The organism is Streptomyces varsoviensis, from assembly GCF_000718635.1.
In the GTDB taxonomy this organism is placed as follows: Bacteria; Actinomycetota; Actinomycetes; order Streptomycetales; family Streptomycetaceae; genus Streptomyces; species Streptomyces varsoviensis.
Window position 1 is genome coordinate 106,068 of sequence record NZ_JOBF01000022.1, and the last position, 25,920, is coordinate 131,987.

Below are 25,920 nucleotides of genomic sequence, written 5' to 3' on the forward strand. Positions count from 1 at the left end.
CAGAAAGGCGCACGCATCATGGCTGACAGGCCCCTCAACGGTCACCGCGTCCTGGCCCTCGTCACCAATTACGGTGTCGAGCAGGACGAACTGCTGGTCCCGCTCAACCGGTTGGGCGAGGACGGCGCTGAAGTCACGGTGGCCGCCGCCTCGATGGACCCCATCCAGACCCTGGTGAGCGACAAGGAGCCCGGCGAGACCGTACAGCCCACTGCCGTCTTCGAGACGCTGGACGCCACGGGCCACCAATTGCTGCTCCTCCCCGGCGGCACGCTCAACGCCGACAGCCTCCGGCTGAACGACAAGGCCATTGGCCTGGTACGGGAGTTCGCGGCTTCCGGCCGCCCCATCGCGGCCATCTGCCACGGCCCTTGGGCGCTGGTGGAAGCGGACGTGCTACGGGGCAAGACGCTCACGTCGTACCCGTCCCTGCGGACCGACATCCGCAACGCGGGGGCCAAGTCCTGGGTGAACGAGGCGGTGGTGAGCGATGCCGAGGGCGGCTACACCCTGGTGACCTCCCGGACGCCGAAAGACCTTGACGCCTTCCTGGAAGCGATCCACCAGGCCCTGGTCGGCTCCTGAGGGAACGAGGGAGGGGCAGCGCTTGTCGGCGTTCGTCGATGTTGCCAGCGTTGTCGGTGTTGTCAGTGTTTCAGGTCCATCTCCTCGACACGCGTCTGCACCGTGCGCCCGCTCTCCCACGCGTTGGCGCCCGGGGCCACTTCCGGCGTGGGGATGTCCGCCCGGTTCCGCCGCTTGCGGGACGTCGAGATGCCGAGCCGGTCGTCGCGGGCGCGGATCATCTCGTCCTCGGCCTGGCCGTCCTGGGTGAAGCCCATCATCAGTTGCGGAATGCCGTAGGGGAAGTCGTCGCGGTCGTACTGCCAGGTGTGGAACGTCTTGCCGTAGGTCGTGACGAGGTCCTCGAAGTAGGCGTGTTCGGCCAGGTCGGGGATGCCGGGGGCGACGAGGCTGCCGGATTTCACCTCGTAGTGGTGGCTGTGCCACAGCCGCTTCTCGTCCGCGGGCAGGCCGCGGAAGCGCTCCTCGCTGATGATGTACTCGATGCCGATCAGACGGGCGTCCGGCGCGTTGCGGTCGAAGATCACGCACTGGTGCAGGTCGTGCTGGAGATGGATACAGAAGTGGGTGGCTTCGACCTGCCGGCCCATGTCGTCGGCGTACATATGGAAACCGTTGAGGTAGGTGCTCATCGCGTCGAGCGGGTATTTCCGCTGTACGGTGCCGGCCGCCAGGTCCAGCGCGCGGTGCTTGAGCGGATGCCCCTTGCCGACCTTGCTGACCGTAACCGCCTTGCGGCCCAGCAGAGCCCCCGCCGCGGCCGCCAAGCCCGCCGCGACCCCGATCCCAACGGGCCCCGCGCCCGCCCCCCGACCGAAACCACGCGAGCCCCGCATGCCGTGTGCGCCATATGTGAATCCCATACGCGCCGAGTGCCCCGCCCCCGAACCCCGTAACGAACCATCCCGCGCCGTTCCGCCCCGCGACCGAAACGACACCCGTGCCACTCTCCCGCCACCGAGCCATTCGCCGGCAGATGCACCCAGCGGCATCCCGCCGCACATGGCAATAGACCCTCCGACCTGGCGCATTGCCTGATCAGAGGGCCTATCGGGCACCTGCACTACGGTGCCCCCGGCAGGATTCGAACCTGCGCACACGGCTTCGGAGCACGTTCAGAGATCAGCTTGCAAGTCGGACCTGACCAGCAGGTTCCTTGATCATTGGAGGCGTGGGGTGCTCTTCTGTATCGCAGATAGTGCGAAGTGGGAAGCCGCCTCCGGCTCGTGCGCTCATTGATGAGGTCGGCTTCGCCGACTGGCTGCAACGCCTAGTTGGTCCTGAGTGTTGCAGCATGTCTTGAACCGGAGCCCGGACACCGGCTCTCTGAATCGTCCGGCCTATTCGTACAGGCGCTGGTTGCGTTCCCTGAGTGGGCGAAGATGCGCTGTGAGCCAGCCTGCTGTGCCCCAAACGGCGCTCTACCCTGGGGTTGGCGGTCGTTCACCTGCTGCGATGGTCCGTCAGTGTCTGCAGTGGCCGCCCGTGGTACGTCACGGTCTCACCCAGTTGGACAGTTGCCTATGGAGCTTGTTGGCAGCGCCCAGCCTCAAGCATCCCGCCCAAGGTGACGTCGATGAACGGCGTGGTCATCGAGCGCATGTCGACTCTTGAGGAGGCGTGCGCCGCCGACGCCGTCATCGTCGGCAGCGGCATCGCCACCCGCGAGGTCGTCGAAGACCCGGCGATCATGAACATCCTGCGCGGCCTGGACCCCTCGCGCCGGCTCATCGCGGCGCAGTGCTCCGGCGCGCTCGTACTGGCCAGGCTCGGCCTGCTCGACTCCGTCCCCGCCTGCACCGACCTGACCACCAAACCGTGGGTCGTCGCCGCCGGCGTCGAAGTGCTCAACCAGCCCTTCTACGCCGAGGACAACATCGCCACCGCCGGCGGATGCCTGGCCTCGCACTACCTCGCCGCCTGGATCATCGCCCGCCTCGTGGGCGACACCGCCGCCGAAGCCGCGCTGCACTATGTCGCCCCCGTCGGCGAGAAGGAGGAGTACGTCGAGCGTGCCCGGCGCAACATCACCCCCTACCTGCCCGTTGTCCCACCGGCGCTCGTCTGAACAACGCGCGGCGAACTGCGTCCGGGCAGCCACGCTCAATGGTCACGATGGTCACGATGGTCACGATGGTCACGATGGTCACGGGGCGGCCGGCTGCGCCGAGCAGCGCGTGTCGTGTGCGGGCCGCTTCCCGGTGACCAGGTAGTCGGTCACCGCGTCGTTGCCGCAGGCGTTCGAGCCCGTCAGGTAGGCCACGTGGCCGCCCTGGTCGACGGTGACCATCCGGGCCCGCTCCCCGAGGGCCCGGCGCGTGCGAAGCGCCCCGGACAGCGGGGTCGCCGGATCGCGGAGGTTCTGGACCATGAGCACGTCGGAAGGCCCCCGGTCGGTGATCCGCACCTTCGGCTCCGCGGGTGCCGGCCAGAAGGCGCACGGCCTGATGTCGGCCGTGATGGCGCCGTACATCGGGTAGCGGACGCGGTCGACCGCGACGTTGTGCTGGTAGGTCGCGACAGACGTCGGCCAGCGGGAGTCGCCGCAGATCACCCCGAGGTAGGAGGCGGGGTAGTTGTCGCTGTACGCGCCGCCGCCCGCGCCGCCGGAGTCCGGGGGCGGCTGGTTCGTGTCCAGGGCGTGCCAGGTCTCGGCGAGCTTGGAGCGGTCGCTGTCCGCGCGGAGCAGCCCCGCTGTCACGTAGCGGAAGTCCGTGCCGCTGTACCCCTGGACCGGCTTCTTGTCGAGACGCGCGGCGAGTTGGAAGTACTTCGCGCGTACCGCGGCCGGTGTGCTGCCCAGGTGGTACCGCCGGGGCGCGGCCGCCGCGAACTTCGCGAAGTCGGGGAAGCGGGTCTCGAAGCCCGCGCCCTGGCCGCGCAGGGCCTCGACGTCGTAGCCCTCGGGCGGCAGGCTGCTGTCGAGCACGATGCGGTCGCCGCGGTGGGGGAAGAGGGTGGTGTACACCGCGCCGAGGTAGGTCCCGTAGGACTCGCCGTAGTACGAGATCTTCGGCACGCCGAGGGCCGCTCGGATCCGGTCCATGTCCCGTGCGGTGTTCGCGGTGGTGATGTGCGGCAGCAGGTCCGCGGTCTTCGAGGTGGCGCACTGCGCGGCGAGCCTCTTCGCGGTCGCCGCCTGCCTCGCCACGTCGGCCGCGTTGCCGGGATGGGGCGGGTTGCTCGCCACCGCACCCTGAGCACGGGTGAAGCCGCAGGTCACAGGGGTGCTCTGGCCGACGCCGCGGGGGTCGAAACCGATCACGTCGTAGCGCTCGCGTACCTTCTCGGGCAGCTTCATCAGCGCGGGCACGGGGAGGCCGGGCAGGCCGGGCCCCCCGGGGTTGAGGAGGAGCACGCCGCGCTTCTCGGACGGTTTCGTATCGGACGGCTTCGTACTCGCCAGACGGGACACCTCGATATTGATCTTCCGCCCGTCGGGGTGACGGTAGTCGAGCGGCACCGCGAGCCTCGCGCACCGCAGCGCCGCCTCCGTCGGGCTGGGGCAGGCGCCCCACCGCAGCGGCGACGGGGGCGGCGAACTCGCCTGTGAATGCCGCGGTGTGCTCCTCGTGGCGGTCTGCGATACGCCCGAGGCCGCAGTCACTGCTGTCACCGCCGTCACCCCCGTCGCGCCCACTGCGACGGCGAGCGCCGCGAACCAGGTCTTACGCATGGTTGTTCTCCTCACCTGGAGAGCAGTGGATGGATGTCGGTACGCGCCGCTCGGGCGTCAGCCCCCGAGGGAGGCCGACCGCACGGCCGCCGCCGTCCGCTTGCGCCGCCTGCGCAGCAGCACGACGACGACCGCGAAGATCTGGAGAGCGGGTTCCAGGCCCGGCAGGTCGGCGGTCGCCTCGGCGTGGAGGTGTCCGGTGCGGCGGATCGCGCCGGCGGGCTCACCGTCGTCGCGGATCATGACGTACTCCCGGTCCGCCGCCGCGGTCCGACGGAACGAGATGACGCGCCCGGAGCACGTCATGGTCCAGCTTCGGCGCACCCGGTCCGTGGTCGCGAGCACCTCCCCGCCGGCGTCGAGCAGTTCGTGGACACCGCTGAAGCGGTGAGCGCGTACGAGGTAGTCGACCCCGTGCAGCGTGAACCGCGCGCCGGCGCCGCCCCTGTCCAACGGGAACGTCGTCAGCGCTCGCCCGTCCTCGGTGAACTCGTACGTCCGGCTCGGCAGTCGGACCCTCTTCGCGTGCAACATGGCCTCATCGCAGCATCGGCCCGCCGCTCGTACCCATGCCATTTGTCATGCGTGACCGGGCGACAAACGGCACAGGGCCGACGGCCGCGGGCGGGTGATGCTTGCCCGTATGCCCCATGACCCACGCACCACTTACCGGGCCGCCGCCCGGACCTCCCGCGGCATCCCCGGCCCTATCATGATCGACATGGGCGCACGCGATCCGGACGAGTTCTCCGCCGGCCAGTGGCCGGACTGGAGCTTCTGGAAGGACCCGTCGGAAGGTCCCGGCAGCCGGGGGAGGGGCAGGGGCCGCGCGGCCGTCGCCACGGCCGCGGCACTCGCCTCCCTCACCCTGATCGCACGGGCCGAGGACATCGCGCACGGCACGGGACCGCTCCCGCTCACCTCACTCGCGATCGGCCTCGTCGCCTGCTACGGCATCGTCTGCGTACTGGCGCCCTGGTACGGGCCGATGGCGCTGCGCCGCGAGCGCGTCGCCATCGTGGCCGTGGCCTTCCTGCTCGGAGCGGCACCGGCCGTGCTGCTCGCGACGCCGTCCTACCTGACCGACCTGACCTACGCCCTCGCGATCGGGCTCATGCTGCTGCCGCTGCGCCACGCGCTGCTGCTCGGTCTCGTCACGGTGCTGGGGCAGATCGTCTGGATGCGACTCGACCGGGGCGAGGTGGCCTGGGCGCAGGTCGGCATCCTCGTCGGCGTGACCGCGGCGCTCGGCACCGTCTTCGCCCTCAACTTCACGATCGGCCACCTGCGGGCCGCGCGCGAGCAGGTCAAGAGGCTGGCCGTGAACCAGGAACGGGAGCGGGTCGCCCGGGACATGCACGACGTCCTCGGCCACAGCCTCTCCACGATGACCGTCAAACTGGGGCTGACGCGTCGCATCCTGGAGTCCTCCGGAGACGTGGCCCTCGCCGTCGCCCAGGTCACCGAGCTGGAGAACATGGCCCGTACGGCGCTGTCCGACATCCGGGCCACCGTCTCGGACTACCGCACCCTGTCGCTGGACAGCGAACTCGCCGGCGCCCACATGGCGCTGCGCGCCGCCGGCATACGGGCCGATCTGCCCGCCGCGACCGATGCCGTGCGCCCCGAGCTGCGCGAGGTGTTCGGCTACGTCGTACGGGAGGCGACCACCAACGTGCTGCGGCACTCCGACGCGGAACTGTGCACCGTCCGCACCGGGCCCGACTGGGTCGAGGTCACCGACAACGGCGGTTTCACGGGCGGGGCGAGCGCCGGGAACGGCCTCACGGGCCTCGCGGAACGGCTGACCGCCGTGTCGGGCACCCTCGAACACGGGCCCGCCCCCGGCGGCGGCTTCCGTATCGTCGCCCGCGGGCCGGACCCGGCGACGCCCCTCACCTGCGCGCGGGAAGCCGAGCCGACATGATCCGCATTCTGCTGGCCGACGACCAGGCCCTCGTACGCGGCGCCCTCGCGGCCGTGCTCCGGCTGGAGCCCGACTTCGACGTGGTCGCCGAGGTCGGCACCGGCACCGAGGTGCCGGCCGCCGCGCGGCGGACCACGCCCGACATCGCGTTGCTGGACGTACAGATGCCCGGCCGTGAGGGCCTGGACGTAGCCGCCGATCTCCAGCGGGCGCTGCCCGGCTGCCGCACCATCATCTGTACGACCTTCAGCCGGCCCGGCTACCTCGCGCGGGCGGTGGCCGCGGGCGCGTCCGGGTACGTCGTGAAGGATTCCCCGCCGGAACAGCTGGTCGACGCGATCCGCCGCGTCCACGCCGGCCTGCGCTTCGTGGATCCGGCCCTCGCCGCGGAAGCGCTGGCCCGCGGGGCGAGCCCGTTGACCGGGCGCGAGGCGGACGTGCTGCGTACGGCCGCCGAGGGCGGCACCGTGGCCGACATCGCCAGGGCTCTCCGGCTGTCCGAGGGCACCGTGCGCAACCACCTGTCGGCGGCGATCGGCAAGACGCAGGCCCGTACCCGCGCCGAGGCGGCCCGGCTCGCGGAGGCCAACGGCTGGCTGTGACGGCGGTGTTGGCCATCCGCGGCAGCGATCGACCGCGGCGCGAAAGGTGCGATACGGGCTGACGTGACGTAGCCCCGGCCGGACGCCCCCGTACGCCACCGGCCACACCTGACCGGCCGGGGCGGAGCGGGGGAGGGCCGGGGACGGGCCGGGGGACCGTTTCGGTGGGAATGGTCAGCTGCTACGTTTCCCGGATGAGGAAAGGACCTGCCACGCGAAGCGTCGGGGCGAACGAGCCGCTCGGCTTCGTGATCGCTTCGGCGGGCAACGCGGCGGCTCTCGCGTTCGAGTCCGCCCTGGCCGCGGAGCACCTGCATCCACGGCACTTCGCCGTCCTGCGCGGGCTGCGCGACGGCGAGGAGCACTCGCAGCAGCGGCTCGCCTCCTCGCTGGGCATCCCGGCCAGCCGTCTTGTGGGGCTGCTCGGGACGCTGATCGAGAGGGGCCTGGTGGAGCGGCGCGAGTCGCCGACCGACGCTCGGGTGAAGCTGGTCCGCCTGCGGGAGGAGGGCCGGCGGGAACTGGAGAAGCTGACCCGGCTCGCGGGCGCCTCGGAAGAGCGGCTGACGGCGGGGCTGACGGCCGAGGACCGGTCCGAGCTGCGCCGGCTGCTCGGCATCGTCTACGCCAACGTCGCCGTCGAACCCGAAGGGCGGCCCGTTCGGGCCTGGTGATCGCCCCGTTCCGGACCGGTTGCCCAACTGGCCGGCCGTGGGGGCTTGCGCAAATCGTTTCGGTTGGAATAATTTCAATGAGAACGAATTGAGGCGCTGCCGTGAGGCGGCCGACCACAGGAGACGACGATGGCGATGGCGGCCACGAACCAGGACACGGTCGAGGGGTTCCTCGAACGGATCCGGGATGCCTGGGACGCGGGGGACGCGAGCGGCTACGCGGCGCAGTTCGCGGAGGACGCGTCATATGTGATCTTCATGGGGGACGTGATGCTCGGGCGCGCCGCCATCGAGCGGACCCATCATGAGGTGTTCACCCGGTGGCAGAAGGGCACGCGCATGGCGGTCAGGCCCATCGACGTGCGGATGCCGGACGAGTCCACGGCGGTGGTGACCACCGTCGGCGGCATCGGCAAGGGCGGCAGGATCGACTTCGACAAGTTTCAGACGTTCACGCTGCACCGCCACACGGGGCGCTGGGAATGCGTGGCCTTCCAGAACACGAAGATGAGCCGCCGCTCCAAGCGGGCCTACCGCTCCTGACGGTGTTCGGAACGGTTTCTGGCACGGCAGTTGGTGCTGGAGTACTGGTCGGCTGTCCGGCTTGTTGATGAAGACGGCGTGAGACAGAGCGCGACGGAGTGACCATGTGGGACGGCCCCTTCTACCGAGTCAGACGTGACGGATACGAGATCTGCTTCGTGCCCGGTGCCGGGGAGGACCTTGAAAAGGTCTGCAATGTGGACATGTGGGTCATCCGTGATGACGGCGATCGCTGGTCCGGAACCGTGTTCACTCTCGACGAGGTGCACCGGATCATGGACCGTCAGCGGCAGGCTGGCGATCCAGAGGGCGACTACTGGTGGTGCTGGGACGGCCTCATCGTGCGCGACGCCGGTGTGCAGTCGATGGTCAAGGTCATCGACGGGCTCGTCGCCGCAGGCGAGCACGAGACAGTCCTTCGCCACGTCGGGCCCGAAGAGAACCCTTGATCTCATTGACTCCCCGGCTGACCGAACGATGCCCCGAACGTGATCGCTCGAATGAGGATTCTGGGGACGCGAACACGGCCCCGCCTGATCCTGTGCTCCGACCACGAAGGCACTTGACCAGCGAAGGCCGTGGGAAATGAGTCTGCTGCACCACAATGACCGGGACGCGGCATTCGACTTCACCTCCCACTTCCGGGACGACTTCTACGGATGTCTGAGGAGTTTCAGCCACATGATCGATCCGCGGAGGTGGAGTCCGGCCTCGTAACTCTCGGGTGCCTTGTCGTAGCGGGTGGCCAGGCCGCGCCAGGTCTTGATCTTCTGGAAGCAGCGCCCCTGGAGGAGTAGGCCCTGTCCGCGGCCTGGCCGGGCGTGAGCACGAACGACAAAAGCCGGCCCGCGGCATCGACCGCGCAGTGGATCTTGCTGCTCAGTCCGCCCCGGGACCGGCCGAGACGGGCGGCACCCGCCCTGGCCCGGCGGCATCGGCCAGGGGGTACTGCACATACCACCATGATCTCGGGCTGGCTCCGGTCCCTGCCCCGGTCGAGACTGGACGCAGATGCAACGGGCCGCGATACAGGAGATGAATCCCATGAAGGCCAACGGCAGCACCCCTTCCTCCCCCGACGACGAAGTTCGTACGCGCATGCAGGAATGGAAGAAGGCTTTCGAATCGAAGGACGTCGACTCCATCATGGCGTTCTACGCGCCCGAGGGCTTCACCGCATTCGACTTGATGCCCCCCTTCCATTTCGAGGGAGGCGAGATGTGGCGGAAGAACTGGGTGGACTTCTACGAGGCGTTCGACGGCCCGATCGAGCTGGAACTGGCCGACCTTCGTGTCGATGCGCAGGCCGACCTCGCGATCGCGCGATGCGCTGTCCGGATGGCCGGAACCATGTTCGGCCGCCCCATGGATTCGTGGGTGCGCACGACCAACTGCTTCCGGCGCGTCGAGGGAGAGTGGCTGATGATCCACGACCACGTTTCATGGCCCATCGACTTTGCCACCGGAAAGGCGCTGATGGACCTGACCCCCGCGGGGGCCGGCCGATGAGCAGGCCGAGCGCTGAAGAGATCCTCGACGACGTGGCCCGCTCCTTCGTCAATCCGCTGCGTTCCCCGGTGATGAGGGATCCTTCGCACGTCGGTCTCGACTACGAGAATGTCACCTTCCCGTCCTCGGACGGCGTCCCCCTCGAAGGATGGTTCATCCCGGCTGACAGCGACGTCGTCGTCGTCCTGAACCATCCCATGGGTTTCAGCCGTGCCGGTCAGCCGACCAACCTGGAGCCGTGGCAGTCGATTTGGGGCCCAAGCGGCAACGGAACAGAAGTCGACTTCCTGCCCGACTACGCCATCCTGCACGAGGCCGGGTACAACGTGCTCACGTACGACTTGCGCAACTTCGGCCTGAGCGGTGCCGCCAACGGGGGCGCGGTGACCAGCGGACTGTTCGAGGCGCGTGATGTGGTGGGCTCCCTGCGACACCTTCGCGCCCGTCCGGACACGGCGTCGATGCGAGTGGCCCTCTTCAGCCGCTGCCTCGGTGCGAACGCCACGTTCGCGGCCATGCGGCAAGTGCCGGGGGAGTTCGACGAAGTGCGCTGCCTCGTCGCCTGCCAGCCGGTCTCTGACCTGGTCATCATGGGACGCCTGCTGGAGATCCTCGGCCTCGGGAAGCAGCGCCTTCCCGAGCTGGATCACCGCGTCATGCTGGGAACCTCCCTTCCCTTCGCGGCTCGCCCCGATACGAGCTGGGCACGGTACGTCCGCATCCCCACGTATCTGTACGCCGTGCGCCAGGACTCCCTGACCGAGCCGCACGACATCGAGACCGCGTTTGCCATGCTCGACACCGACGACAAGGAGTTGCAGTGGGTCGAGGACACACACCGTCGGTGGGATGGTTATCTTGAGTTCCAGCGACGCCCGCAGCCGGTCCTCGACTGGTTGCACGCACACATGAGGAGCCAACCGTGACCAACTGCTGTGGAGACCAGCTCTGACGGGCGAGAACGCAGACACACTGGGCACGTTCCTGCGCGCACATCGTGAGCGATCGACGATTGCCCAGGATTCCGGACGGGCGTCGTCCAGGCGACGCACGCCCGGCATGCGCAGATCCGAGGTCGCGGTCACCGCCGGTATCAGCGTGGAGTGGTATTCGCGATTGGAGCAGGGGCGGGGCGGGCGCCCGTCGATCCAAGTCCTGGAAGCGATCTGCGAGGCCCTGCGGCTGAAGCCGAAGGAGCGGGAACACGCCTTCCTGCTCGCCTACGGCAAGGTCGGCGCCTCCCATCAGGAGCTGAGCCCTGACGAGAGGCGCAAGCTGCGCGTGGTGCTCGACGCGCTGGAACCGTGCCCTGCGTATCTGAAGTCCCCGTCGTGGGACATCCTCGAATGGAACGCCGCCGCAGCACGTGTCCTGACCGGTTACGCGTCCCTGCCCGCCGCGGAACGCAACGTGCTCCGCATCCTGTTCACGCATCCCGACTCTCGCAGGCGGATCCGGGACTGGCCCACCGAGGCGAAACTGGCCGTCGCGACGTTCCGCTCAGAGCTGGTCCGCTGGGAAGACCGCTCCCCGCGGGTACAGGCACTGATCCACGACCTGCGCACCACCTCGCCGGAGTTCGACGAGATCTGGCGGCGCAACGAGGTCGGGCACCTGGGGGAGGGAAAGAAGACCTTCCTCCTGCCTGACGGGTCGGAGACGACCATGCAGTACGCGTCCTTCAGCATCGACGCCCATCCGGGGACGGGCCTCGTGGTGTACACGCCGACGACCGGTGCGGCATCTCCGGCGCCCTAGGTGCTGTTTGGAGTTCGGTTCCAGGTGTGGCTCGGTGGCGTGTTTGGGGTGGCTGGTAGAACTCGGGTGTGGCGCGTTTTGACGTGACGGATGCCGAGTGGGCCTTGATCGAGCCGCTGCTGCCAGTGGCGGCCACCGGGCCGTTGCCGCGGCGGGTGCGGGACCAGTTCAACGGGGTGCTGTGGCGGTTTCGGACCGGCAGTGGCTGGCGTGACGTTCCCGAGCGGTACGGGCCCTGGTCCACGGTCTACTCCCGGTTCAGCGGCTGGGCCAGGGCCGGAGTGTTCCAGGGCCTGATGGCCGCCTTGATCGCCGAGGCGGCCGCGCGGGGGCAGGTCGGCCTGCATCTGGTCAGCGTGGACTCCACGATCGTGCCGGCGCATCACGAATCGGACCGACCAGCAGGCCAACCGGAAGAAGAAGGGCCCGGCCGGCGGGCGGCCGGTCACCTACGATCCCGAGCGCTACAAGCAACGCAACACCATCGAGCGCCCTAAGACCGGCGAGGTTCATGACGACCGCGGGCTGAAGAACCGCGAACCCGAAGAGGTGCGGCCGACCCCCCTGCCGCCGCCGCTCGTAGCGATCTGGCGGTACGGCCGTGTGGGCCGAAGCCCGGGAATTCGGTCTGCCGCCCGAACTGGTCAAGAGCCCCCTGGCGGACCGCCCGTATGATCTGTGCCACTCGGCGCTGTCCACGTGGCTCAACGCCGGAGCCGACCCCACGGAGGTCGCCGAACGCGCAGGCAACACCGTTGAGGTGCTGCTGGCCCGATACGCCAAGTGTCTCCATGGACGCCACGTCGTAGCCAACAAGCGCATCGAAGATCTGCTACTTGAATACGCGTGATGGTGATCACTCCGAACGCCCCGAGGTGAACACCTCGGGGCGTTCGCTAGGTGATGACTTGGGCGGCTGGCGAGCCAAATGTCCGATCCCGCGTATGTCCCGCAGTGCGTGTCCTAAGGGTGCTCTCGGTGGTACCTCGCTGCATATAGCAGTAGGCCCTCCGATCTGGCCTAGTGCCTGATCAGAGGGCCTATCGGGCACCTGAACTGCGGTGCCCCCGGCAGGATTCGAACCTGCGCACACGGCTCCGGAGGCCGTTGCTCTATCCCCTGAGCTACGGGGGCGTGTCGCTCGTTTGCCTGGCGACGGGTAGAACACTACCAGCTTCGGGAGGGTGCCCAGGAACGGGTATTCGCGGGGGTCGGGGCGGGCGGTGGGGAGCGTGGGGGAGGGGGGAGTTTGTGGGGGATTTTTGGGGGATCTCCCATACGTGAGGGATTCGACCTGGATGTGCTCCCTCACATGGCGGAAGTGGGGAAAACCCGGACGCAGCAGGAGGTGCGCGCCTACCCTCTAGTTGTGCCGGGCGCGACCGGCCGGGTCCTTGTCGTGGATGACAACAAGGTGATCCGGCAACTGATCAGGGTCAACCTCGAACTCGAAGGGTTCGAGGTCGTGACCGCGGCCGATGGTGCCGAGTGTCTGGAGATCATTCATCGGGTGCGGCCCGATGTCGTGACGCTGGATGTGGTCATGCCCCGGCTCGACGGGCTGCGTACCGCCGCCCGGCTGCGGGCCGATCCGCGGACGAGTGGGCTGCCCATCGCGATCATCAGCGCCTGTACCCAGCCCGAGGTGGACAGCGGTCGGGCGGTGGGGGTGGACGCGTTTTTGGCCAAGCCGTTCGAGCCCGCCGAGATGGTGCGGCTGGTGCGGCGGCTGATGGGGCGGGGCGGCGACGAGGAGGGCGAGGACGCCGGGCTGCCGGACTCGGCCGCGCCCGGCGGGGCCGACGCGGAGTCGGTGGGGCGTCCCGCGGGGTGAAACCTGTTCGCGGAGGTGCCCCCGGTCTCCCATACGCTTGTCCTGTGACCCCAGCCGAACTCTCGTGCACCGTGCGCCGTGCCGTGCGCCGTGCCGTCGAGGCCGGCGAGCTCGTCGCCCCCGTGCCCGAGCGGGTCACCGTGCGCACCCCGCCCGGCCCCGGCCGCGGGGACTTCGCCACCAACGTCGCTCTGCGGCTCGCCAAGGACGCCGGCCGCCCCGCCCACGACGTCGCCGAAGTGCTGCGGCGCCGGCTCGTCCGAGAGCCCGGAGTGCGGCGCGTCGATGTCGCCGGGCCCGGGTTCTTGAACATCACCCTCGATGGCGCCGCCCGCGCCGCGCTCGTCGAAGAACTCCGCGGCATCACGCCGTCCCCGGCTCTGCCGCTCTCGCCGCCCGACGACCTCGTCCGCCGGCTCGGTTCCGACGCCGCCCGCTGGAGTCTCGTCACCGCCCCCGGCCTCGACCGGGAGCTGCTGCTCGTACAGCGGGAGGACGCCAATCCGCTCTTCCGTGTGCGGTACGCCCACTCCCGTACCCAGGCCCTCCTCCGTAACGCCCGTGACCTCGGGTTCTCTCCTGGGGAGGGGGAACTGGACGGCAGCACTGAGCTGCTTGGACTGCTCGGTGATCGGGAGCGCGTTGTCGAACGCGCCGATCCTCCCCGCCTCGCTCGCTACCTTGAGCGCCTTGCCGATGCCTTCCTCCACTGGCACCACAAGTGCCCGGTCCTGCCCCTCGGTGACGAGAAACCCTCGGCCGTCCACCGCGCCCGGCTGGCCCTCGCCGAAGCCACCGGGGCCGTGCTGGCAGACGGCCTCCACCAGCTCGGCATCACCGCACCCGCACATGTGTGACCTGCACACCTGTGACCTGCACACCTGTGACCTCGCACCTCTCTGAGGGGAAGCTCCCGAAACCATGAGCCGTTCCGCCCACCCCGCCGGGCCCCGTCACGCCGACGTGCTCCCCGAGGGGCACTACACCGCCCCCGCCGACGACCTCAACGCCCTCGATCCGCGCGTCTGGGCCCGTACGGTCGCGCGCGGCGCCGACGGGGTCGTCAGCGTCGGCGGAATCAGCGTCAAGCAGCTCGCCGAGGAGTTCGGCAGCCCCGCCTACGTCCTCGACGAGGACGATTTCCGTGCCCGCTGCCGCGCCTGGCGGCAGGCGTTCGGCGCGGACGCCGACGTGTTCTACGCGGGCAAGGCGTTCCTCTCCCGCGCCGTCGTGCGCTGGCTCGCCGAGGAGGGGCTGAACCTCGACGTCTGCTCCGGCGGCGAACTCGCCACCGCCCTCGGGGCCGGCATGCCCGCCGAGCGGATCGCCCTGCACGGCAACAACAAGTCCGTGGACGAGATCACCCGAGCCGTCGAGGCCGGCGTCGGGCGGATCGTGCTCGACTCGTTCCAGGAGATCGTGCGCGTCGCGCACATCGCCGAGCGGCTCGGCAAGCGGCAGCGCGTACAGATCCGGGTGACCGTCGGCGTCGAGGCGCACACCCACGAGTTCATCGCGACCGCGCACGAGGACCAGAAGTTCGGCATCGCGCTCGCCGGCGGGCAGGCCGCCGAGGCCGTGCGCCGGGTGCTCAAGCTGGACGGGCTGGAGCTCACGGGCATCCACTCGCACATCGGCTCGCAGATCTTCGACATGGCCGGCTTCGAGGTGTCCGCCCGCCGCGTCGTGCAGTTGCTGGCCGAGGTGCGCGACGAGCACGGCGTCGAACTGCCCGAGATCGACCTCGGGGGCGGCCTCGGCATCGCCTACACCTCCGAGGACGACCCGCGGGAGCCGCATGAGATCGCGGCGGCCCTCGGCGCCATCGTCGGCCGCGAGTGCGAGTCCGCCGGGCTCGCCGTGCCGCGGATCTCCGTGGAGCCGGGGCGGGCCATCGTCGGGCCCACCGCCTTCACGCTGTACGAGGTCGGCACGGTCAAGGAACTGGCCGGGCTGCGCACGTACGTCTCCGTCGACGGCGGCATGTCCGACAACATCCGTACGGCCCTTTACGACGCCGACTACACCGTCGCGCTGGTCTCCCGCTCCTCCGACGCCGAGCCGATGCTCTCCCGCGTCGTCGGCAAGCACTGTGAATCCGGCGACATCGTCGTGCGCGACGCGTTCCTCCCCGCCGACCTCGCCCCCGGCGACCTGCTCGCGGTCCCCGCCACCGGCGCGTACTGCCGCTCCATGGCCAGCAACTACAACCACGCGCTGCGCCCGCCGGTCGTGGCCGTACGCGACGGCCAGGCCCGCGTCATCGTCCGGCGGGAAACGGAAGAAGACCTTCTGCGGCTCGACGTCGGCTAGGCGGCGGCTGACGAGGGGCTCGTGGCCCGCCGGTCAGCGGCCCGTAGCCCCTCGGCCGGCGGTCCGCGGGGCGCTCCGGCGGCGGTCCGCGCACCGTGTCGGCCCGCGGAAAAAACAATCTCGGATACTGGACGGGGGACGGAAACCCCCGTCCGGTGAGTGAGACTGGTGTACCACCGAAGATGTATGAGAGACGAGGTCGGATGATGCGTACGCGTCCGCTGAAAGTGGCGCTGCTGGGCTGTGGTGTTGTCGGCTCAGAGGTGGCGCGCATCATGACGACGCACGCGGACGACCTCACGGCGCGCATCGGGGCCCCGATCGAGCTGGCCGGGATCGCGGTGCGCCGACCCGACCGGGTGCGCGAGGGCGTGCCCGCCGAGCTGATCACCACCGACGCGACCGCGCTCGTCAAGCGCGGCGACATCGACGTGGTCGTCGAGGTCATCGGCGGCATCGAGCCGGCCCGGACGCTGATCACCACCGCCTTCGAGCACGGCGCGAGCGTCGTCTCCGCCAACAAGGCGCTGCTCGCCGAGGACGGCGCCGCGCTGCACGCCGCCGCCGAGAAACAGAACGCCGACCTCTATTACGAGGCCGCCGTCGCGGGCGCGATCCCGCTGGTACGGCCGCTGCGCGAGTCGCTGGCGGGCGACAAGGTCAACCGGGTGCTGGGCATCGTCAACGGCACGACCAACTTCATCCTGGACCGGATGGACTCCAGCGGAGCCGGCTACTCCGAGGCGCTCGACGAGGCCACCGCGCTCGGGTACGCGGAGGCCGACCCGACCGCCGACGTCGAGGGGTTCGACGCCGCCGCGAAGGCCGCGATCCTGGCCGGCATCGCCTTCCACACCCGCGTACGCCTCGACGACGTGCACCGCGAGGGTCTGACCGAGGTGACCTCCGCCGACATCGCCTCCGCGAAGCGCATGGGGTGCACGGTCAAGCTCCTCGCCATCTGCGAGCGGGCCGCCGACGGCAAGTCGGTCACCGCCCGGGTGCACCCGGCGATGATTCCGCTGAGCCACCCGCTGGCCTCCGTGCGCGAGGCATACAACGCCGTCTTCGTCGAGGCCGAGGCGGCCGGGCAGCTCATGTTCTACGGGCCCGGCGCCGGCGGCTCGCCGACCGCGTCCGCGGTCCTCGGCGACCTGGTCGTGGCCTGCCGCAACAGGCTGGCGAACACCACCGGACCGGGCGACTCCGCCTATACCCGGCTGCCGGTGAGCCCGATGGGCGATGTGGTCACGCGCTACCACATCAGCCTCGACGTGGCCGACAAGCCGGGCGTCCTCGCCCAGGTCGCCACGGTCTTCGCCGAGCACGACGTGTCCATCGACACGGTCCGCCAGCAGGGCAAGGACGGCGAGGCGTCGCTGGTCGTCGTCACCCACCGGGCGGCCGACGCCGCCCTGTCGGCGACGGTCGAGGCGCTGCGCAGGCTCGACACCGTGCGGGGTGTCGCGAGCATCATGCGGGTCGAAGGGGAGTAACGGGAGCAATGTCTGCAATCACCAGTCCGCGCGTGTCGGGCGCCCACCAGTGGCGCGGCATCATCGAGGAGTACCGGGACCGGCTGCCGGTCCACGAGGGCACCCCGGTGGTGTCGCTGCGCGAGGGCGGCACGCCGCTCGTACCCGCCCAGGTGCTCTCCGAGCGCACCGGCTGCGAGGTGCACCTCAAGGTCGAGGGCGCGAACCCCACCGGGTCCTTCAAGGACCGCGGCATGACCATGGCCATCACCGAGGCCAAGGAGGCCGGCGCCAAGGCCGTCATCTGCGCCTCCACCGGCAACACCTCCGCGTCGGCCGCCGCCTACGCCGTACGGGCCGGGATGGTCTGCGCGGTGCTGGTGCCGCAGGGCAAGATCGCGCTCGGCAAGATGGGCCAGGCGCTGGTGCACGGCGCGCGCATCCTCCAGGTCGACGGCAACTTCGACGACTGCCTCACGCTGGCCCGCGGCCTCTCCGAGAACTACCCGGTGGCGCTGGTCAACTCGGTCAACCCGGCCCGTATCGAGGGGCAGAAGACCGCGGCGTTCGAGATCGTCGACGCGCTCGGGGACGCGCCCGACATCCATGTGCTGCCCGTCGGCAACGCCGGCAACATCACCGCCTACTGGCGCGGATACCGCGAGTACGCGGCCGACGCGGTGGCCTCGCGCACGCCCCGGATGTGGGGATTCCAGGCTTCCGGTTCCGCGCCCATCGTGCGCGGTGAGGTCGTCAAGGACCCGCACACGATCGCCACCGCCATTCGCATCGGCAATCCGGCCTCGTGGAACTTGGCCGAGCAGGCGCGCGACGAGTCGGGCGGTCTGATCGACGCGGTGACCGACCGACAGATCCTGGCCGCCTACCGGCTGTTGGCCGCGCAGGAGGGCGTGTTCGTCGAGCCCGCCTCCGCCGCGAGCGTCGCCGGGCTGCTCAGCGCCGCCGAGCAGGGCAAGGTCGACCCCGGTCAGCGCATCGTCTGCACGGTGACCGGCAACGGGCTCAAGGACCCGGACTGGGCGGTGGCCGGTGCCCCGCAGCCCGTGACGGTCCCCGTCGACGCGGACGCGGCGGCGCGGCGGCTCGGTCTCGCCTGAGACCCGCCCGGCTCGGGGGCGGGGCCGGGGCGGCGCGTACAACGGCTGAATCCGGCCCCGGATATCCGTGATTACGGGGCACAACCTGCCGTAACGTCAGCAATGGAGCACAGGACGGCGTGCGACACGCATCGTGCGCCTCCTGTGCGCCCTATGTCGCCGCAGAACCTTCCTTCGATAGGCTGTACTCAATCCGCCCCGCCGCAGACCCCTGCCGCCGCTGTGCGTCATGGTGGTCGTGGCCCCTTGAGGGCGCTCGTACCTTCTCCGCCCCACACCGTCACTGAGCCACACCAGCCACACCCGACCCCCCAGTCACCGGACTGTCATACCAAGGAGAGTCATCGAGCGATGGCCGGTCCCGCCTTCCGCGCCGCCGCCGTCCGAGTGCGCGTCCCCGCGACCAGCGCCAATCTCGGTCCCGGCTTCGACGCCCTCGGCCTGTCCCTCGGGCTCTACGACGACGTCGTGGTCAGGGTGGCCGACTCCGGGCTGCACATCGACATCGCCGGCGAGGGCGCGGACACGCTGCCGCGGGACGAGGGCCACCTGCTCGTACGGTCCCTGCGCACCGCCTTCGAGGTGCTCGGCGGGCAGCCGCGGGGCCTGGAAGTGGTCTGCGCCAACCGCATCCCGCACGGCCGCGGACTCGGCTCCTCCTCCGCGGCGATCTGCGCCGGAATCACCGCCGCCAGGGCCGTGACCATAGGCGGAGCCGAGCGGCTGGACGACGCGGCGCTGCTGGAGCTGGCCACCGAGATCGAGGGCCACCCGGACAACGTCGCCGCCTGCCTGCTCGGCGGCTTCACCCTGGCCTGGACGGAGTCCGGGGCCGCCCGCGCGGTCCGGATGCGTCCGTCGGATTCCATCGTTCCGGTGGTCTTCGTGCCCGCCAAGGCGGTGCTCACCGAGACCGCGCGCGGACTGCTGCCGCGCACCGTCCCGCACGTGGACGCGGCGGCCAACGCGGGCCGCGCGGCGCTCCTGGTCGAGGCGCTGACCAGGCGCCCCGAGCTGCTGCTCGCGGCCACCGAGGACCGGCTCCACCAGGAGTACCGCGCCCCGGCGATGCCGGACAGCGTGGCCCTGGTCAACCGACTGCGCGCGGACGGCGTCCCCGCGGTCATCTCCGGCGCGGGCCCGACGGTGCTCGCGCTGACCGAGGACGGTGCGGCCGACAAGGTCGCACGGCTGGCGGGCGAGGGGTGGGCGGCCAACCGGCTGGCTCTCGACGCCCACGGGGCGAGCGTTCTGCCGCTCGGCACCTGACGACACACGGTTGTGGGTCTTGGAGAGGGGGAATATTTGTTGGACCCGGTAGTGTTAACCTCAAGTCTGCACTCGACGCCACACCGGCGCGGTGCGCAGTGTCCCGATCAGGGACCGCCTTTCTTCCGGGAGCCTCCCCAACTGCCTGAGCAGCCTGCCTGAGCAGTTTCGAGCACGCTCCGGAATCGGCGTGAGCGACATGGGTGATGCATCACTTCTGATCTCCTTCACGCCGGAACCATGAATTGATCTTTCCGCCGTACCGGCGGACCACCGCCCCGGCCCGGTCCGCAAGCCAAGGACCGCAGCCGGACAGCACAACCGGTCGCCGAGCCAGACAGGCCGACGCCCGCTCCAGGGAAGGACCCCTTCGTGAGCGACACCACCGATCTGATGGGCGTGACCGCCGACGGTTCCGTCGGCAATGCCTCCGCGCCCGCCACGGACGCTCCCGCCGCGCCTGCCACCGGTGCTGCCCCTGCCAGTGCCTCCCGGCGGCGCCGTTCGGGCACGGGCCTCGACGCCATGGTCCTGGCGGAGCTCCAGCAGCTCGCCTCCAGCCTCGGCATCAAGGGCACCGCGCGGATGCGCAAAGGCCAGTTGATCGAGGTCATCAAGGAGAAGCAGGGCCAGGGCTCGGGCGCCGAGAAGCCCGCCGAGGCCCCCGCCGCCGAGACCAAGCCGAAGCGCCGTACGACCTCCAAGGCCCGTACGGGCGAGGGCGAGGCCGCCGCCGACACCGGCAAGGCCCCCAAGGCCGAGAAGGCTGACAGGGCTGACAAGGCCGACAGGGCCGACAAGGCCGAGCGGGGCGCCAAGAGCGCGCCCGCCGCCGATCAGGGCGCCCAGCAGCAGATCGAGATCCCGGGCCAGCCGAACAGCGACGAGCAGCCGGCCGGTGAGCGCCGCCGCCGTCGGGCCACCGCCCCGTCGGGCAGCCCCGAGGCCGCCGAGACCAAGGCCGAGGCGAAGGCGGACGTCAAGGTCGAGGAGAAGACCGACATCAAGACCGACACCAAGGCCGAGGCCGCCGCGTCGGCGCCCGCTCAGGACGGGGCCGAGGGCCGGTCCGGCAAGGGCGGCGGCGACCGGCAGGACCGCGGCCAGAAGAACGACCGCCGGGACCGCCAGGACCGCGGCAACCAGCGCGACCGGCAGGACCGGCAGGACCGCAGCGGCCGGGGCAACAAGCACGACGACGGCGGCGCCGGCGGCCAGCAGGGCGGCGGCAACCGCCAGCAGCGCGACAACCGCGGCGGCCAGCAGGACGACGGCTACGACGACGAGACGGGCGGCCGGCGCGGGCGCCGCGGCCGTTACCGTGACCGGCGCGGCCGCCGCGGCCGTGACGACTTCGGCAACGAGCCGCAGGTCAGCGAGGACGATGTGCTGATCCCCGTCGCGGGCATCCTCGACATCCTCGACAACTACGCGTTCATCCGGACCTCCGGCTACCTGCCCGGCCCCAACGACGTGTACGTCTCCCTCGCCCAGGTCCGCAAGAACGGCCTGCGCAAGGGCGACCACGTCACCGGCGCCGTACGGCAGCCGAAGGACGGCGAGCGCCGCGAGAAGTTCAACGCGCTCGTCCGGCTCGACTCGGCCAACGGCATGGCGGCCGAATCCGGGCGCGGACGGCCGGAGTTCGGCAAGCTCACCCCGCTCTATCCGCAGGACCGGCTGCGCCTGGAGACCGACCCGGGCGTCCTGACGACCCGGATCATCGACCTGGTCGCGCCGATCGGCAAGGGCCAGCGCGGGCTGATCGTGGCGCCGCCGAAGACCGGCAAGACCATGATCCTGCAGGCGATCGCCAACGCCATCACGGTCAACAGCCCCGAGTGCCACCTGATGGTCGTCCTCGTCGACGAGCGTCCGGAAGAGGTCACCGACATGCAGCGGTCGGTCAAGGGCGAGGTCATCTCCTCGACCTTCGACCGCCCGGCCGAGGACCACACCACCGTCGCCGAGCTGGCCATCGAGCGCGCCAAGCGCCTCGTCGAGCTGGGCCACGACGTGGTCGTCCTGCTGGACTCCATCACCCGCCTGGGACGCGCGTACAACCTCGCCGCGCCCGCCTCCGGACGCATCCTCTCCGGCGGTGTCGACTCGACCGCGCTCTACCCGCCGAAGAAGTTCTTCGGCGCCGCGCGCAACATCGAGGACGGCGGCTCGCTGACCATCCTGGCCACCGCGCTGGTCGACACCGGCTCGCGGATGGACGAGGTGATCTTCGAGGAGTTCAAGGGCACCGGCAACATGGAGCTCAAGCTCGACCGGAAGCTCTCCGACAAGCGCATCTTCCCGGCGGTGGACGTGGACGCGTCCAGCACCCGCAAGGAGGAGATCCTGCTCAACTCGGAGGAGCTGGCCATCGTCTGGAAGCTGCGCCGGGTGCTGCACGCGCTCGACTCGCAGCAGGCCATCGAGCTGCTGCTGGACAAGATGAAGCAGACCAAGTCGAACGCCGAGTTCCTGATGCAGATCGCCAAGACGACCCCGAACGGCAACGACTAGCCCGTATCGGAACATAGGTCGCGGTAAATCCAGCAGGCCCCCGTCACAGCCGTGGCGGGGGCCTGTCGGCTTGAGATCTACAACACAGGAATCAACGGCACCGCTATGCCGGACGGTCTCCCGCATTCCGCTTGAAATCGCAGGTCGAAGGCGCGCAGGCGTATGCCTCGAAGAGTCGGGACAAGCGGGTTCTAAGAATGTCCTTAAAGACCGCTGTGCAACCCTGGCGCTGGCTTCGGCGTCTCACAGACGACCGAGAAACCGCGCCTGACCAATACGGCAGGGGGTACCCGAGCACAGCGGAGGATTGAGGAGCGGATGGCACAGGAGAGCAAGGGCGGGCAAGGCGGCGGACACCGTCGGCGCGCCCGTGGCCGCCGCCGCAGGGCCCGCAGCCCGCGCCGCAAGGCGCTGCTGATCACCGCCTGGATAGCCGCCGGCCTGGTACTGCTGGGCGGGGGCGGTCTCGGCTTTCTCTACTTCAAGTTCAATGGGAATCTGACCGGCGTCGACATCAACGCCGCACTCGGCACACAGCGCCCCAAGGACGTCGACAACGGCTCGCAGGACATACTCGTGCTCGGCTCCGACTCGCGGGCCGGCGCGAATGGCAAATACGGCAAGGACGAGGGCAGCGCCCGCTCCGACACCGCCATGATCGTGCATGTGTATAAGGGCCATAAGACGGCCAGCGTGGTCTCTATACCCCGCGACACCCTCGTCTCCCGACCGGAATGCACCACCCCGGACGGCAAGACCACGCCGGCGGTCAAGAGCGCCATGTTCAATGACTCCTACTCGGTCGGCGGACCGGCCTGCGCCGTAAAGACCGTCGAGGCCATGACCGGCATCCGCATGGACCACTACCTCGAAGTCGATTTCGCCGGCTTCCAGAAGCTCATCGACAAGCTGGGCGGCGTCAAGCTCACCACCACCAAGCCGATACACGACAAGGACAGCCACCTCGACCTCGCGGCGGGCACCCACACCCTCCACGGCGAGCAGGCGCTCGGGCTCGTACGGACCCGGCACGGCGTCGGCGACGGCAGCGACCTCGGCCGCATCAAGCTCCAGCAGGCGTTCATCAAGGCGCTCCTCGACCAGATGAAGTCGATCGGCCTGTTCACCAGCCCCGGCAAGCTGTACGGGATCGCCGACACCGCCACCTCGGCGCTCACCACCGACTCCGACCTGGCCTCCGTCGACAAGTTGCTGGGCTTCGCCAACGGCCTCAAGTCCATCGGCTCCGGCGACATGCGGATGGTGACGCTGCCGGTCACCTACGACGCCAGCGACCCGAACCGGGTGGTGCCGCTCGACTCCAAGGCGAGCCGGATCTGGCAGGCGCTCCACGACGACCAGCCGATCCCCGAGGACGCCGTCAAGGGCTCCGCGGGCGACAAGACGGGCGCCGACGACGTGGTCAAGTGAGGGACGGGCGTACGGGCCGGGGCGCCGCTCCCGGGCGGGCGCGCCGCGTCCGCGCACGTCCGCGCCCGTACGCGCCGCTGCGGACCGTACGCGCCCGCCTGCGCTCCGTACCCGCGGCGCGGCCGTACGGCCCTGTCCGCCGCCCCGCCGGGCCCCGGGAATATCCGGCACCGCCCCCCGGTTTTGGGGTATGCGGGCAGTACTGGCAAACTGGTCCGCTGGCCCCGGTTCACGTAAGGCAATCCCGCCTCTACGACCCGGCGCCCTCCCGAACCTTAGGAGTTCCCCTTGAAGCGCGACATCCACCCCGAGTACATCGAGACCCAGGTGAGCTGCACCTGCGGCGCCTCCTTCACCACGCGCAGCACCGCGGTGACCGGCGGCACCATCCGTGCCGACATCTGCTCCGAGTGCCACCCGTTCTACACGGGCAAGCAGAAGATCCTCGACACCGGTGGCCGGGTGGCGCGGTTCGAGGCCCGCTTCGGCAAGAACGCCGGGTCCGCCAAGAAGTAGCGACCCGCAGGCGCCGGTCCTCGGTCGCCTCTCGACAACGAGGGGCGACCGGACCGGCGCTTTGTCGTCCAGCAGGCCCCGTCACTTCCAGCTAGGGAAACTTGATGTTCGAGGCAGTCGAGGAACTGATCGGCGAACACGCCGACCTCGAAAAGCGGCTCGCCGACCCCGCCGTCCACGCGGACCAGGCCAACGCCCGCAAGCTCAACAAGCGCTACGCCGAGCTGACCCCGATCATCGGCGCCTACCGCGCCTGGAAGGGGACCGGCGACGACATCGAGACCGCTCGCGAGCTGGCCCAGGACGACCCCGACTTCGCCGCCGAGGTCAAGGAGCTGGAGCGGCAGCGCGAGGAGCTGACCGAGAGGCTGCGGCTGCTGCTGGTCCCGCGCGACCCCAGCGACGACAAGGACGTGATCCTGGAGGTCAAGGCCGGCGAGGGCGGCGAGGAGTCCGCGCTGTTCGCCGGCGACCTGCTGCGGATGTACCTGCGCTACGCCGAGCGCGTCGGCTGGAAGACCGAGATCCTGGAGGCCAACGAGTCCGATCTCGGCGGCTACAAGGACGTACAGGTGGCGGTGAAGACCAAGGGCGGTGGCGGCGCCACCGAGCCCGGTCAGGGCGTCTGGGCGCGCCTGAAGTACGAGGGCGGGGTGCACCGCGTGCAGCGGGTGCCCGCCACCGAGTCGCAGGGCCGCATCCACACCTCCGCCGCGGGCGTGCTCGTCACCCCGGAGGCGGAGGAGGTCGAGGTCGAGATCGGCCCCAACGACCTGCGCGTCGACGTCTACCGCTCCTCCGGCCCCGGCGGCCAGTCCGTCAACACCACCGACTCCGCCGTGCGCATCACCCACTTGCCCACCGGCATCGTCGTCTCCTGCCAGAACGAGAAGAGCCAGCTCCAGAACAAGGAGCAGGCGCTGCGCATCCTGCGCTCGCGGCTGCTGGCCGCCGCCCAGGAGGAGGCCGAGCGCGAGGCGTCCGACGCGCGGCGCAGCCAGGTCCGTACGGTGGACCGGTCCGAGCGCATCCGGACGTACAACTTCCCGGAAAACCGCATCTCCGACCACCGGGTCGGCTTCAAGGCGTACAACTTGGACCAGGTCCTCGACGGCGAACTGGACCCCGTGATCCAGGCGTGCGTCGACGCCGACTCGGCGGCCAAGCTGGCGGCCGCCCAGTAGGCTCCCGGGGCCCCGCGGGCCCTGTGCGGCCCAGGGGCCCGCGGCCCCGAGCAGTCCCGTCCCAACGTTCTCGCAAGTTCGCAAGCCGGAGGAACAGCGTGCAGCAATCCGCCGGGGGGCGACCCCCGCACCCCCGATCCGTGCTGCTCGCCGAGGTGGCCCAGGCCACCCAGCGGCTGGCCGACGCGGGCGTCCCCTCGCCCCGCTTCGACGCCGAGGAGCTCGCCGCGTTCGTGCACGGCGTCAAACGCGGCGAGCTGCACAACGTCGCCGACGCCGACTTCGACGCCCGCTACTGGGAGGCCGTCGCCCGCCGCGAGGCCCGCGAACCCCTCCAGCACATCACCGGCCGCGCCTTCTTCCGCTATCTCGAACTCCAGGTGGGCCCGGGGGTGTTCGTGCCCCGCCCGGAGACCGAGTCGGTCGTCGGCTGGGCCATAGACGCCGTCCGCGCCATGGACGTCGTCGAGCCGCTGATCGTCGACCTGTGCACCGGCTCCGGCGCCATCGCCCTCGCCCTCGCCCAGGAGGTGCCGCGCTCGCGCGTGCACGCCGTCGAGCTCGACGAGGCCGCCCTGACATGGGCCCGCAAGAACGTCGAGGGGTCCCGCGTCGTTCTCCACCACGGGAACGCGCTGACCGCGCTGCCCGAGCTCGACGGCCAGGTCGACCTGCTCGTCAGCAACCCGCCGTACATCCCGCTGACCGAGTGGGAGTACGTCGCGCCGGAGGCCCGCGACCACGACCCCGAGCTCGCGCTGTTCTCCGGCGAGGACGGCCTGGACACCATCCGGGGCATCGAGCGGACCGCCCACCGGCTGCTGCGCCCCGGCGGCGTCGTGGTGATCGAGCACGCCGACACCCAGGGCGGCCAGGTGCCGTGGATCTTCACCGAGGAGCGCGGCTGGGCGGACGCCGCCGACCATCCCGATCTCAACAACCGCCCGCGGTTCGCGACGGCCCGCAGGGCGACCCCGTGACCGCGGCAC

At 70.2% G+C, this 25,920-nt stretch carries 25 protein-coding genes, 1 tRNA gene and 2 pseudogenes; 23 read left to right on the forward strand and 5 right to left on the reverse strand.

Features of this window, described 5'->3' with window-relative positions; all coding sequences use genetic code 11:
• Nucleotides 1-18: 18 nt before the first annotated feature.
• Complete coding sequence (locus IF55_RS27220; protein ID WP_030889587.1) at nt 19-585, forward strand: type 1 glutamine amidotransferase domain-containing protein; 567 nt, start codon at nt 19-21, stop codon at nt 583-585.
• A gap of 62 nt (nt 586-647) precedes the next feature.
• Here the strand turns inward: IF55_RS27220 and IF55_RS27225 are convergent, their stop codons facing one another.
• Nucleotides 648-1,352, reverse strand: coding sequence for an OBAP family protein (locus IF55_RS27225; protein ID WP_245661441.1), 705 nt, complete (start codon nt 1,350-1,352; stop codon nt 648-650).
• Nucleotides 1,353-2,161: 809 nt separating this feature from the next.
• On the opposite strand from IF55_RS27225, the gene IF55_RS41250 reads away from it, so the two are divergent.
• The gene (locus tag IF55_RS41250) at nt 2,162-2,653 is read left to right on the forward strand and encodes a DJ-1/PfpI family protein (protein ID WP_078645287.1); all 492 of its coding nucleotides are present in this window, start codon (nt 2,162-2,164) and stop codon (nt 2,651-2,653) included.
• Between the two features lie 78 nt (nt 2,654-2,731).
• Here the strand turns inward: IF55_RS41250 and IF55_RS27235 are convergent, their stop codons facing one another.
• A complete protein-coding gene (locus IF55_RS27235; RefSeq protein WP_030889595.1) occupies nt 2,732-4,261 on the reverse strand; it encodes an alpha/beta hydrolase in 1,530 nt (509 codons plus the stop codon).
• Nucleotides 4,262-4,318: 57 nt separating this feature from the next.
• Entirely contained in the window at nt 4,319-4,795 is a 477-nt protein-coding gene (locus IF55_RS27240; RefSeq protein WP_030889599.1) for a hypothetical protein, read from the reverse strand.
• Between the two features lie 187 nt (nt 4,796-4,982).
• Between IF55_RS27240 and IF55_RS27245 the strand changes: the two genes are divergently transcribed.
• The 5 genes from IF55_RS27245 (at nt 4,983) to IF55_RS27265 (ending at nt 8,456) form a co-directional block, all read left to right on the forward strand.
• Nucleotides 4,983-6,188 carry a sensor histidine kinase gene (locus IF55_RS27245; protein ID WP_245661443.1) on the forward strand — a complete coding sequence of 402 codons (1,206 nt, stop codon included), beginning with the start codon at nt 4,983-4,985 and terminating at the stop codon, nt 6,186-6,188.
• Nucleotides 6,185-6,790: a response regulator transcription factor gene (locus IF55_RS27250; protein ID WP_030889607.1), complete on the forward strand. Its 606-nt coding sequence runs from the start codon at nt 6,185-6,187 to the stop codon at nt 6,788-6,790. Before IF55_RS27245 ends, IF55_RS27250 begins: the two co-directional genes overlap by 4 nt.
• Nucleotides 6,791-6,984: 194 nt before the next feature.
• Nucleotides 6,985-7,464: a MarR family winged helix-turn-helix transcriptional regulator gene (locus IF55_RS27255; protein WP_063764050.1), complete on the forward strand. Its 480-nt coding sequence runs from the start codon at nt 6,985-6,987 to the stop codon at nt 7,462-7,464.
• A gap of 129 nt (nt 7,465-7,593) precedes the next feature.
• Nucleotides 7,594-8,007, forward strand: coding sequence for an SgcJ/EcaC family oxidoreductase (locus tag IF55_RS27260; RefSeq protein ID WP_245661444.1), 414 nt, complete (start codon nt 7,594-7,596; stop codon nt 8,005-8,007).
• A gap of 104 nt (nt 8,008-8,111) precedes the next feature.
• Nucleotides 8,112-8,456, forward strand: a complete 345-nt coding sequence (locus IF55_RS27265) for a hypothetical protein (protein WP_030889614.1) — start codon at nt 8,112-8,114, stop codon at nt 8,454-8,456.
• A 204-nt stretch (nt 8,457-8,660) separates the two neighbouring features.
• Here the strand turns inward: IF55_RS27265 and IF55_RS40835 are convergent.
• A pseudogene (locus IF55_RS40835) lies at nt 8,661-8,944 on the reverse strand (hypothetical protein); the annotation flags it as partial.
• A gap of 107 nt (nt 8,945-9,051) precedes the next feature.
• Between IF55_RS40835 and IF55_RS27270 the strand changes: the two are divergent.
• The 5 genes and pseudogenes from IF55_RS27270 to IF55_RS27290 form a co-directional block, all read left to right on the forward strand.
• Nucleotides 9,052-9,516: a YybH family protein gene (locus IF55_RS27270; protein WP_048832533.1), complete on the forward strand. Its 465-nt coding sequence runs from the start codon at nt 9,052-9,054 to the stop codon at nt 9,514-9,516.
• Nucleotides 9,513-10,442 carry an alpha/beta hydrolase gene (locus IF55_RS27275; RefSeq protein ID WP_030889619.1) on the forward strand — a complete coding sequence of 310 codons (930 nt, stop codon included), beginning with the start codon at nt 9,513-9,515 and terminating at the stop codon, nt 10,440-10,442. Before IF55_RS27270 ends, IF55_RS27275 begins: the two co-directional genes overlap by 4 nt.
• A gap of 58 nt (nt 10,443-10,500) precedes the next feature.
• On the forward strand, nt 10,501-11,274 hold the full coding sequence (locus IF55_RS27280) for a helix-turn-helix transcriptional regulator (RefSeq protein ID WP_281181067.1): 774 nt from the start codon (nt 10,501-10,503) through the stop codon (nt 11,272-11,274).
• Between the two features lie 68 nt (nt 11,275-11,342).
• Nucleotides 11,343-11,771: a transposase gene (locus IF55_RS41255; RefSeq protein ID WP_425428529.1), complete on the forward strand. Its 429-nt coding sequence runs from the start codon at nt 11,343-11,345 to the stop codon at nt 11,769-11,771.
• Between the two features lies 1 nt (nt 11,772).
• Nucleotides 11,773-12,124, forward strand: a pseudogene (locus IF55_RS27290) (site-specific integrase); the annotation flags it as partial.
• A gap of 212 nt (nt 12,125-12,336) precedes the next feature.
• On the opposite strand, the gene IF55_RS27295 reads toward IF55_RS27290, so the two are convergent.
• Nucleotides 12,337-12,408 (reverse strand) — tRNA-Arg (locus IF55_RS27295).
• A 178-nt stretch (nt 12,409-12,586) separates the two neighbouring features.
• On the opposite strand from IF55_RS27295, the gene IF55_RS27300 reads away from it, so the two are divergent.
• The 11 genes from IF55_RS27300 (at nt 12,587) to prmC (ending at nt 25,911) form a co-directional block, all read left to right on the forward strand.
• The gene (locus IF55_RS27300; RefSeq protein WP_030889626.1) at nt 12,587-13,108 is read left to right on the forward strand and encodes a response regulator; all 522 of its coding nucleotides are present in this window, start codon (nt 12,587-12,589) and stop codon (nt 13,106-13,108) included.
• A gap of 44 nt (nt 13,109-13,152) precedes the next feature.
• Nucleotides 13,153-13,965, forward strand: coding sequence for an ArgS-related anticodon-binding protein NrtL (gene nrtL / locus IF55_RS36460; RefSeq protein ID WP_030889628.1), 813 nt, complete (start codon nt 13,153-13,155; stop codon nt 13,963-13,965).
• A 64-nt stretch (nt 13,966-14,029) separates the two neighbouring features.
• The gene (gene lysA / locus IF55_RS27305) at nt 14,030-15,421 is read left to right on the forward strand and encodes a diaminopimelate decarboxylase (RefSeq protein ID WP_030889631.1); all 1,392 of its coding nucleotides are present in this window, start codon (nt 14,030-14,032) and stop codon (nt 15,419-15,421) included.
• A gap of 203 nt (nt 15,422-15,624) precedes the next feature.
• Nucleotides 15,625-16,917 carry a homoserine dehydrogenase gene (locus IF55_RS27310; protein ID WP_030889634.1) on the forward strand — a complete coding sequence of 431 codons (1,293 nt, stop codon included), beginning with the start codon at nt 15,625-15,627 and terminating at the stop codon, nt 16,915-16,917.
• Between the two features lie 8 nt (nt 16,918-16,925).
• Nucleotides 16,926-18,014 carry a threonine synthase gene (gene thrC, locus IF55_RS27315; RefSeq protein ID WP_030889637.1) on the forward strand — a complete coding sequence of 363 codons (1,089 nt, stop codon included), beginning with the start codon at nt 16,926-16,928 and terminating at the stop codon, nt 18,012-18,014.
• Between the two features lie 351 nt (nt 18,015-18,365).
• Nucleotides 18,366-19,283 carry a homoserine kinase gene (gene thrB, locus IF55_RS27320; RefSeq protein ID WP_030889639.1) on the forward strand — a complete coding sequence of 306 codons (918 nt, stop codon included), beginning with the start codon at nt 18,366-18,368 and terminating at the stop codon, nt 19,281-19,283.
• A gap of 372 nt (nt 19,284-19,655) precedes the next feature.
• Nucleotides 19,656-21,800: a transcription termination factor Rho gene (rho, locus tag IF55_RS27325; protein WP_030889642.1), complete on the forward strand. Its 2,145-nt coding sequence runs from the start codon at nt 19,656-19,658 to the stop codon at nt 21,798-21,800.
• A gap of 318 nt (nt 21,801-22,118) precedes the next feature.
• Nucleotides 22,119-23,231, forward strand: a complete 1,113-nt coding sequence (locus tag IF55_RS27330; RefSeq protein ID WP_030889645.1) for an LCP family protein — start codon at nt 22,119-22,121, stop codon at nt 23,229-23,231.
• A 288-nt stretch (nt 23,232-23,519) separates the two neighbouring features.
• A complete protein-coding gene (gene rpmE, locus IF55_RS27335) occupies nt 23,520-23,747 on the forward strand; it encodes a 50S ribosomal protein L31 (protein ID WP_030889647.1) in 228 nt (75 codons plus the stop codon).
• A 104-nt stretch (nt 23,748-23,851) separates the two neighbouring features.
• On the forward strand, nt 23,852-24,931 hold the full coding sequence (prfA, locus tag IF55_RS27340; protein ID WP_030889650.1) for a peptide chain release factor 1: 1,080 nt from the start codon (nt 23,852-23,854) through the stop codon (nt 24,929-24,931).
• Nucleotides 24,932-25,029: 98 nt separating this feature from the next.
• Complete coding sequence (prmC, locus tag IF55_RS27345) at nt 25,030-25,911, forward strand: peptide chain release factor N(5)-glutamine methyltransferase (RefSeq protein WP_048832537.1); 882 nt, start codon at nt 25,030-25,032, stop codon at nt 25,909-25,911.
• The last annotated feature ends 9 nt before the right edge of the window (nt 25,912-25,920 follow it).

Excerpts from the sequence above, each read along its gene's own strand:
- IF55_RS27235 (WP_030889595.1), bottom strand. The coding sequence starts at position 4,261 with ATGCGTAAGACCTGGTTCGCGGCGCTCGCCGTCGCAGTGGGCGCGACG.
- lysA (WP_030889631.1), top strand. The coding sequence starts at position 14,030 with ATGAGCCGTTCCGCCCACCCCGCCGGGCCCCGTCACGCCGACGTGCTC.
- IF55_RS41250 (WP_078645287.1), top strand. The coding sequence starts at position 2,162 with ATGAACGGCGTGGTCATCGAGCGCATGTCGACTCTTGAGGAGGCGTGC.
- IF55_RS27330 (WP_030889645.1), top strand. The coding sequence starts at position 22,119 with ATGGCACAGGAGAGCAAGGGCGGGCAAGGCGGCGGACACCGTCGGCGC.
- IF55_RS27250 (WP_030889607.1), top strand. The coding sequence starts at position 6,185 with ATGATCCGCATTCTGCTGGCCGACGACCAGGCCCTCGTACGCGGCGCC.
- IF55_RS27310 (WP_030889634.1), top strand. The coding sequence starts at position 15,625 with ATGATGCGTACGCGTCCGCTGAAAGTGGCGCTGCTGGGCTGTGGTGTT.
- IF55_RS27220 (WP_030889587.1), top strand. The coding sequence starts at position 19 with ATGGCTGACAGGCCCCTCAACGGTCACCGCGTCCTGGCCCTCGTCACC.
- IF55_RS27300 (WP_030889626.1), top strand. The coding sequence starts at position 12,587 with ATGGCGGAAGTGGGGAAAACCCGGACGCAGCAGGAGGTGCGCGCCTAC.
- thrC (WP_030889637.1), top strand. The coding sequence starts at position 16,926 with ATGTCTGCAATCACCAGTCCGCGCGTGTCGGGCGCCCACCAGTGGCGC.
- thrB (WP_030889639.1), top strand. The coding sequence starts at position 18,366 with ATGGCCGGTCCCGCCTTCCGCGCCGCCGCCGTCCGAGTGCGCGTCCCC.
- IF55_RS27260 (WP_245661444.1), top strand. The coding sequence starts at position 7,594 with ATGGCGATGGCGGCCACGAACCAGGACACGGTCGAGGGGTTCCTCGAA.
- IF55_RS27275 (WP_030889619.1), top strand. The coding sequence starts at position 9,513 with ATGAGCAGGCCGAGCGCTGAAGAGATCCTCGACGACGTGGCCCGCTCC.
- IF55_RS27240 (WP_030889599.1), bottom strand. The coding sequence starts at position 4,795 with ATGTTGCACGCGAAGAGGGTCCGACTGCCGAGCCGGACGTACGAGTTC.
- IF55_RS27245 (WP_245661443.1), top strand. The coding sequence starts at position 4,983 with ATGGGCGCACGCGATCCGGACGAGTTCTCCGCCGGCCAGTGGCCGGAC.
- IF55_RS27270 (WP_048832533.1), top strand. The coding sequence starts at position 9,052 with ATGAAGGCCAACGGCAGCACCCCTTCCTCCCCCGACGACGAAGTTCGT.
- IF55_RS27265 (WP_030889614.1), top strand. The coding sequence starts at position 8,112 with ATGTGGGACGGCCCCTTCTACCGAGTCAGACGTGACGGATACGAGATC.
- prfA (WP_030889650.1), top strand. The coding sequence starts at position 23,852 with ATGTTCGAGGCAGTCGAGGAACTGATCGGCGAACACGCCGACCTCGAA.
- IF55_RS27255 (WP_063764050.1), top strand. The coding sequence starts at position 6,985 with ATGAGGAAAGGACCTGCCACGCGAAGCGTCGGGGCGAACGAGCCGCTC.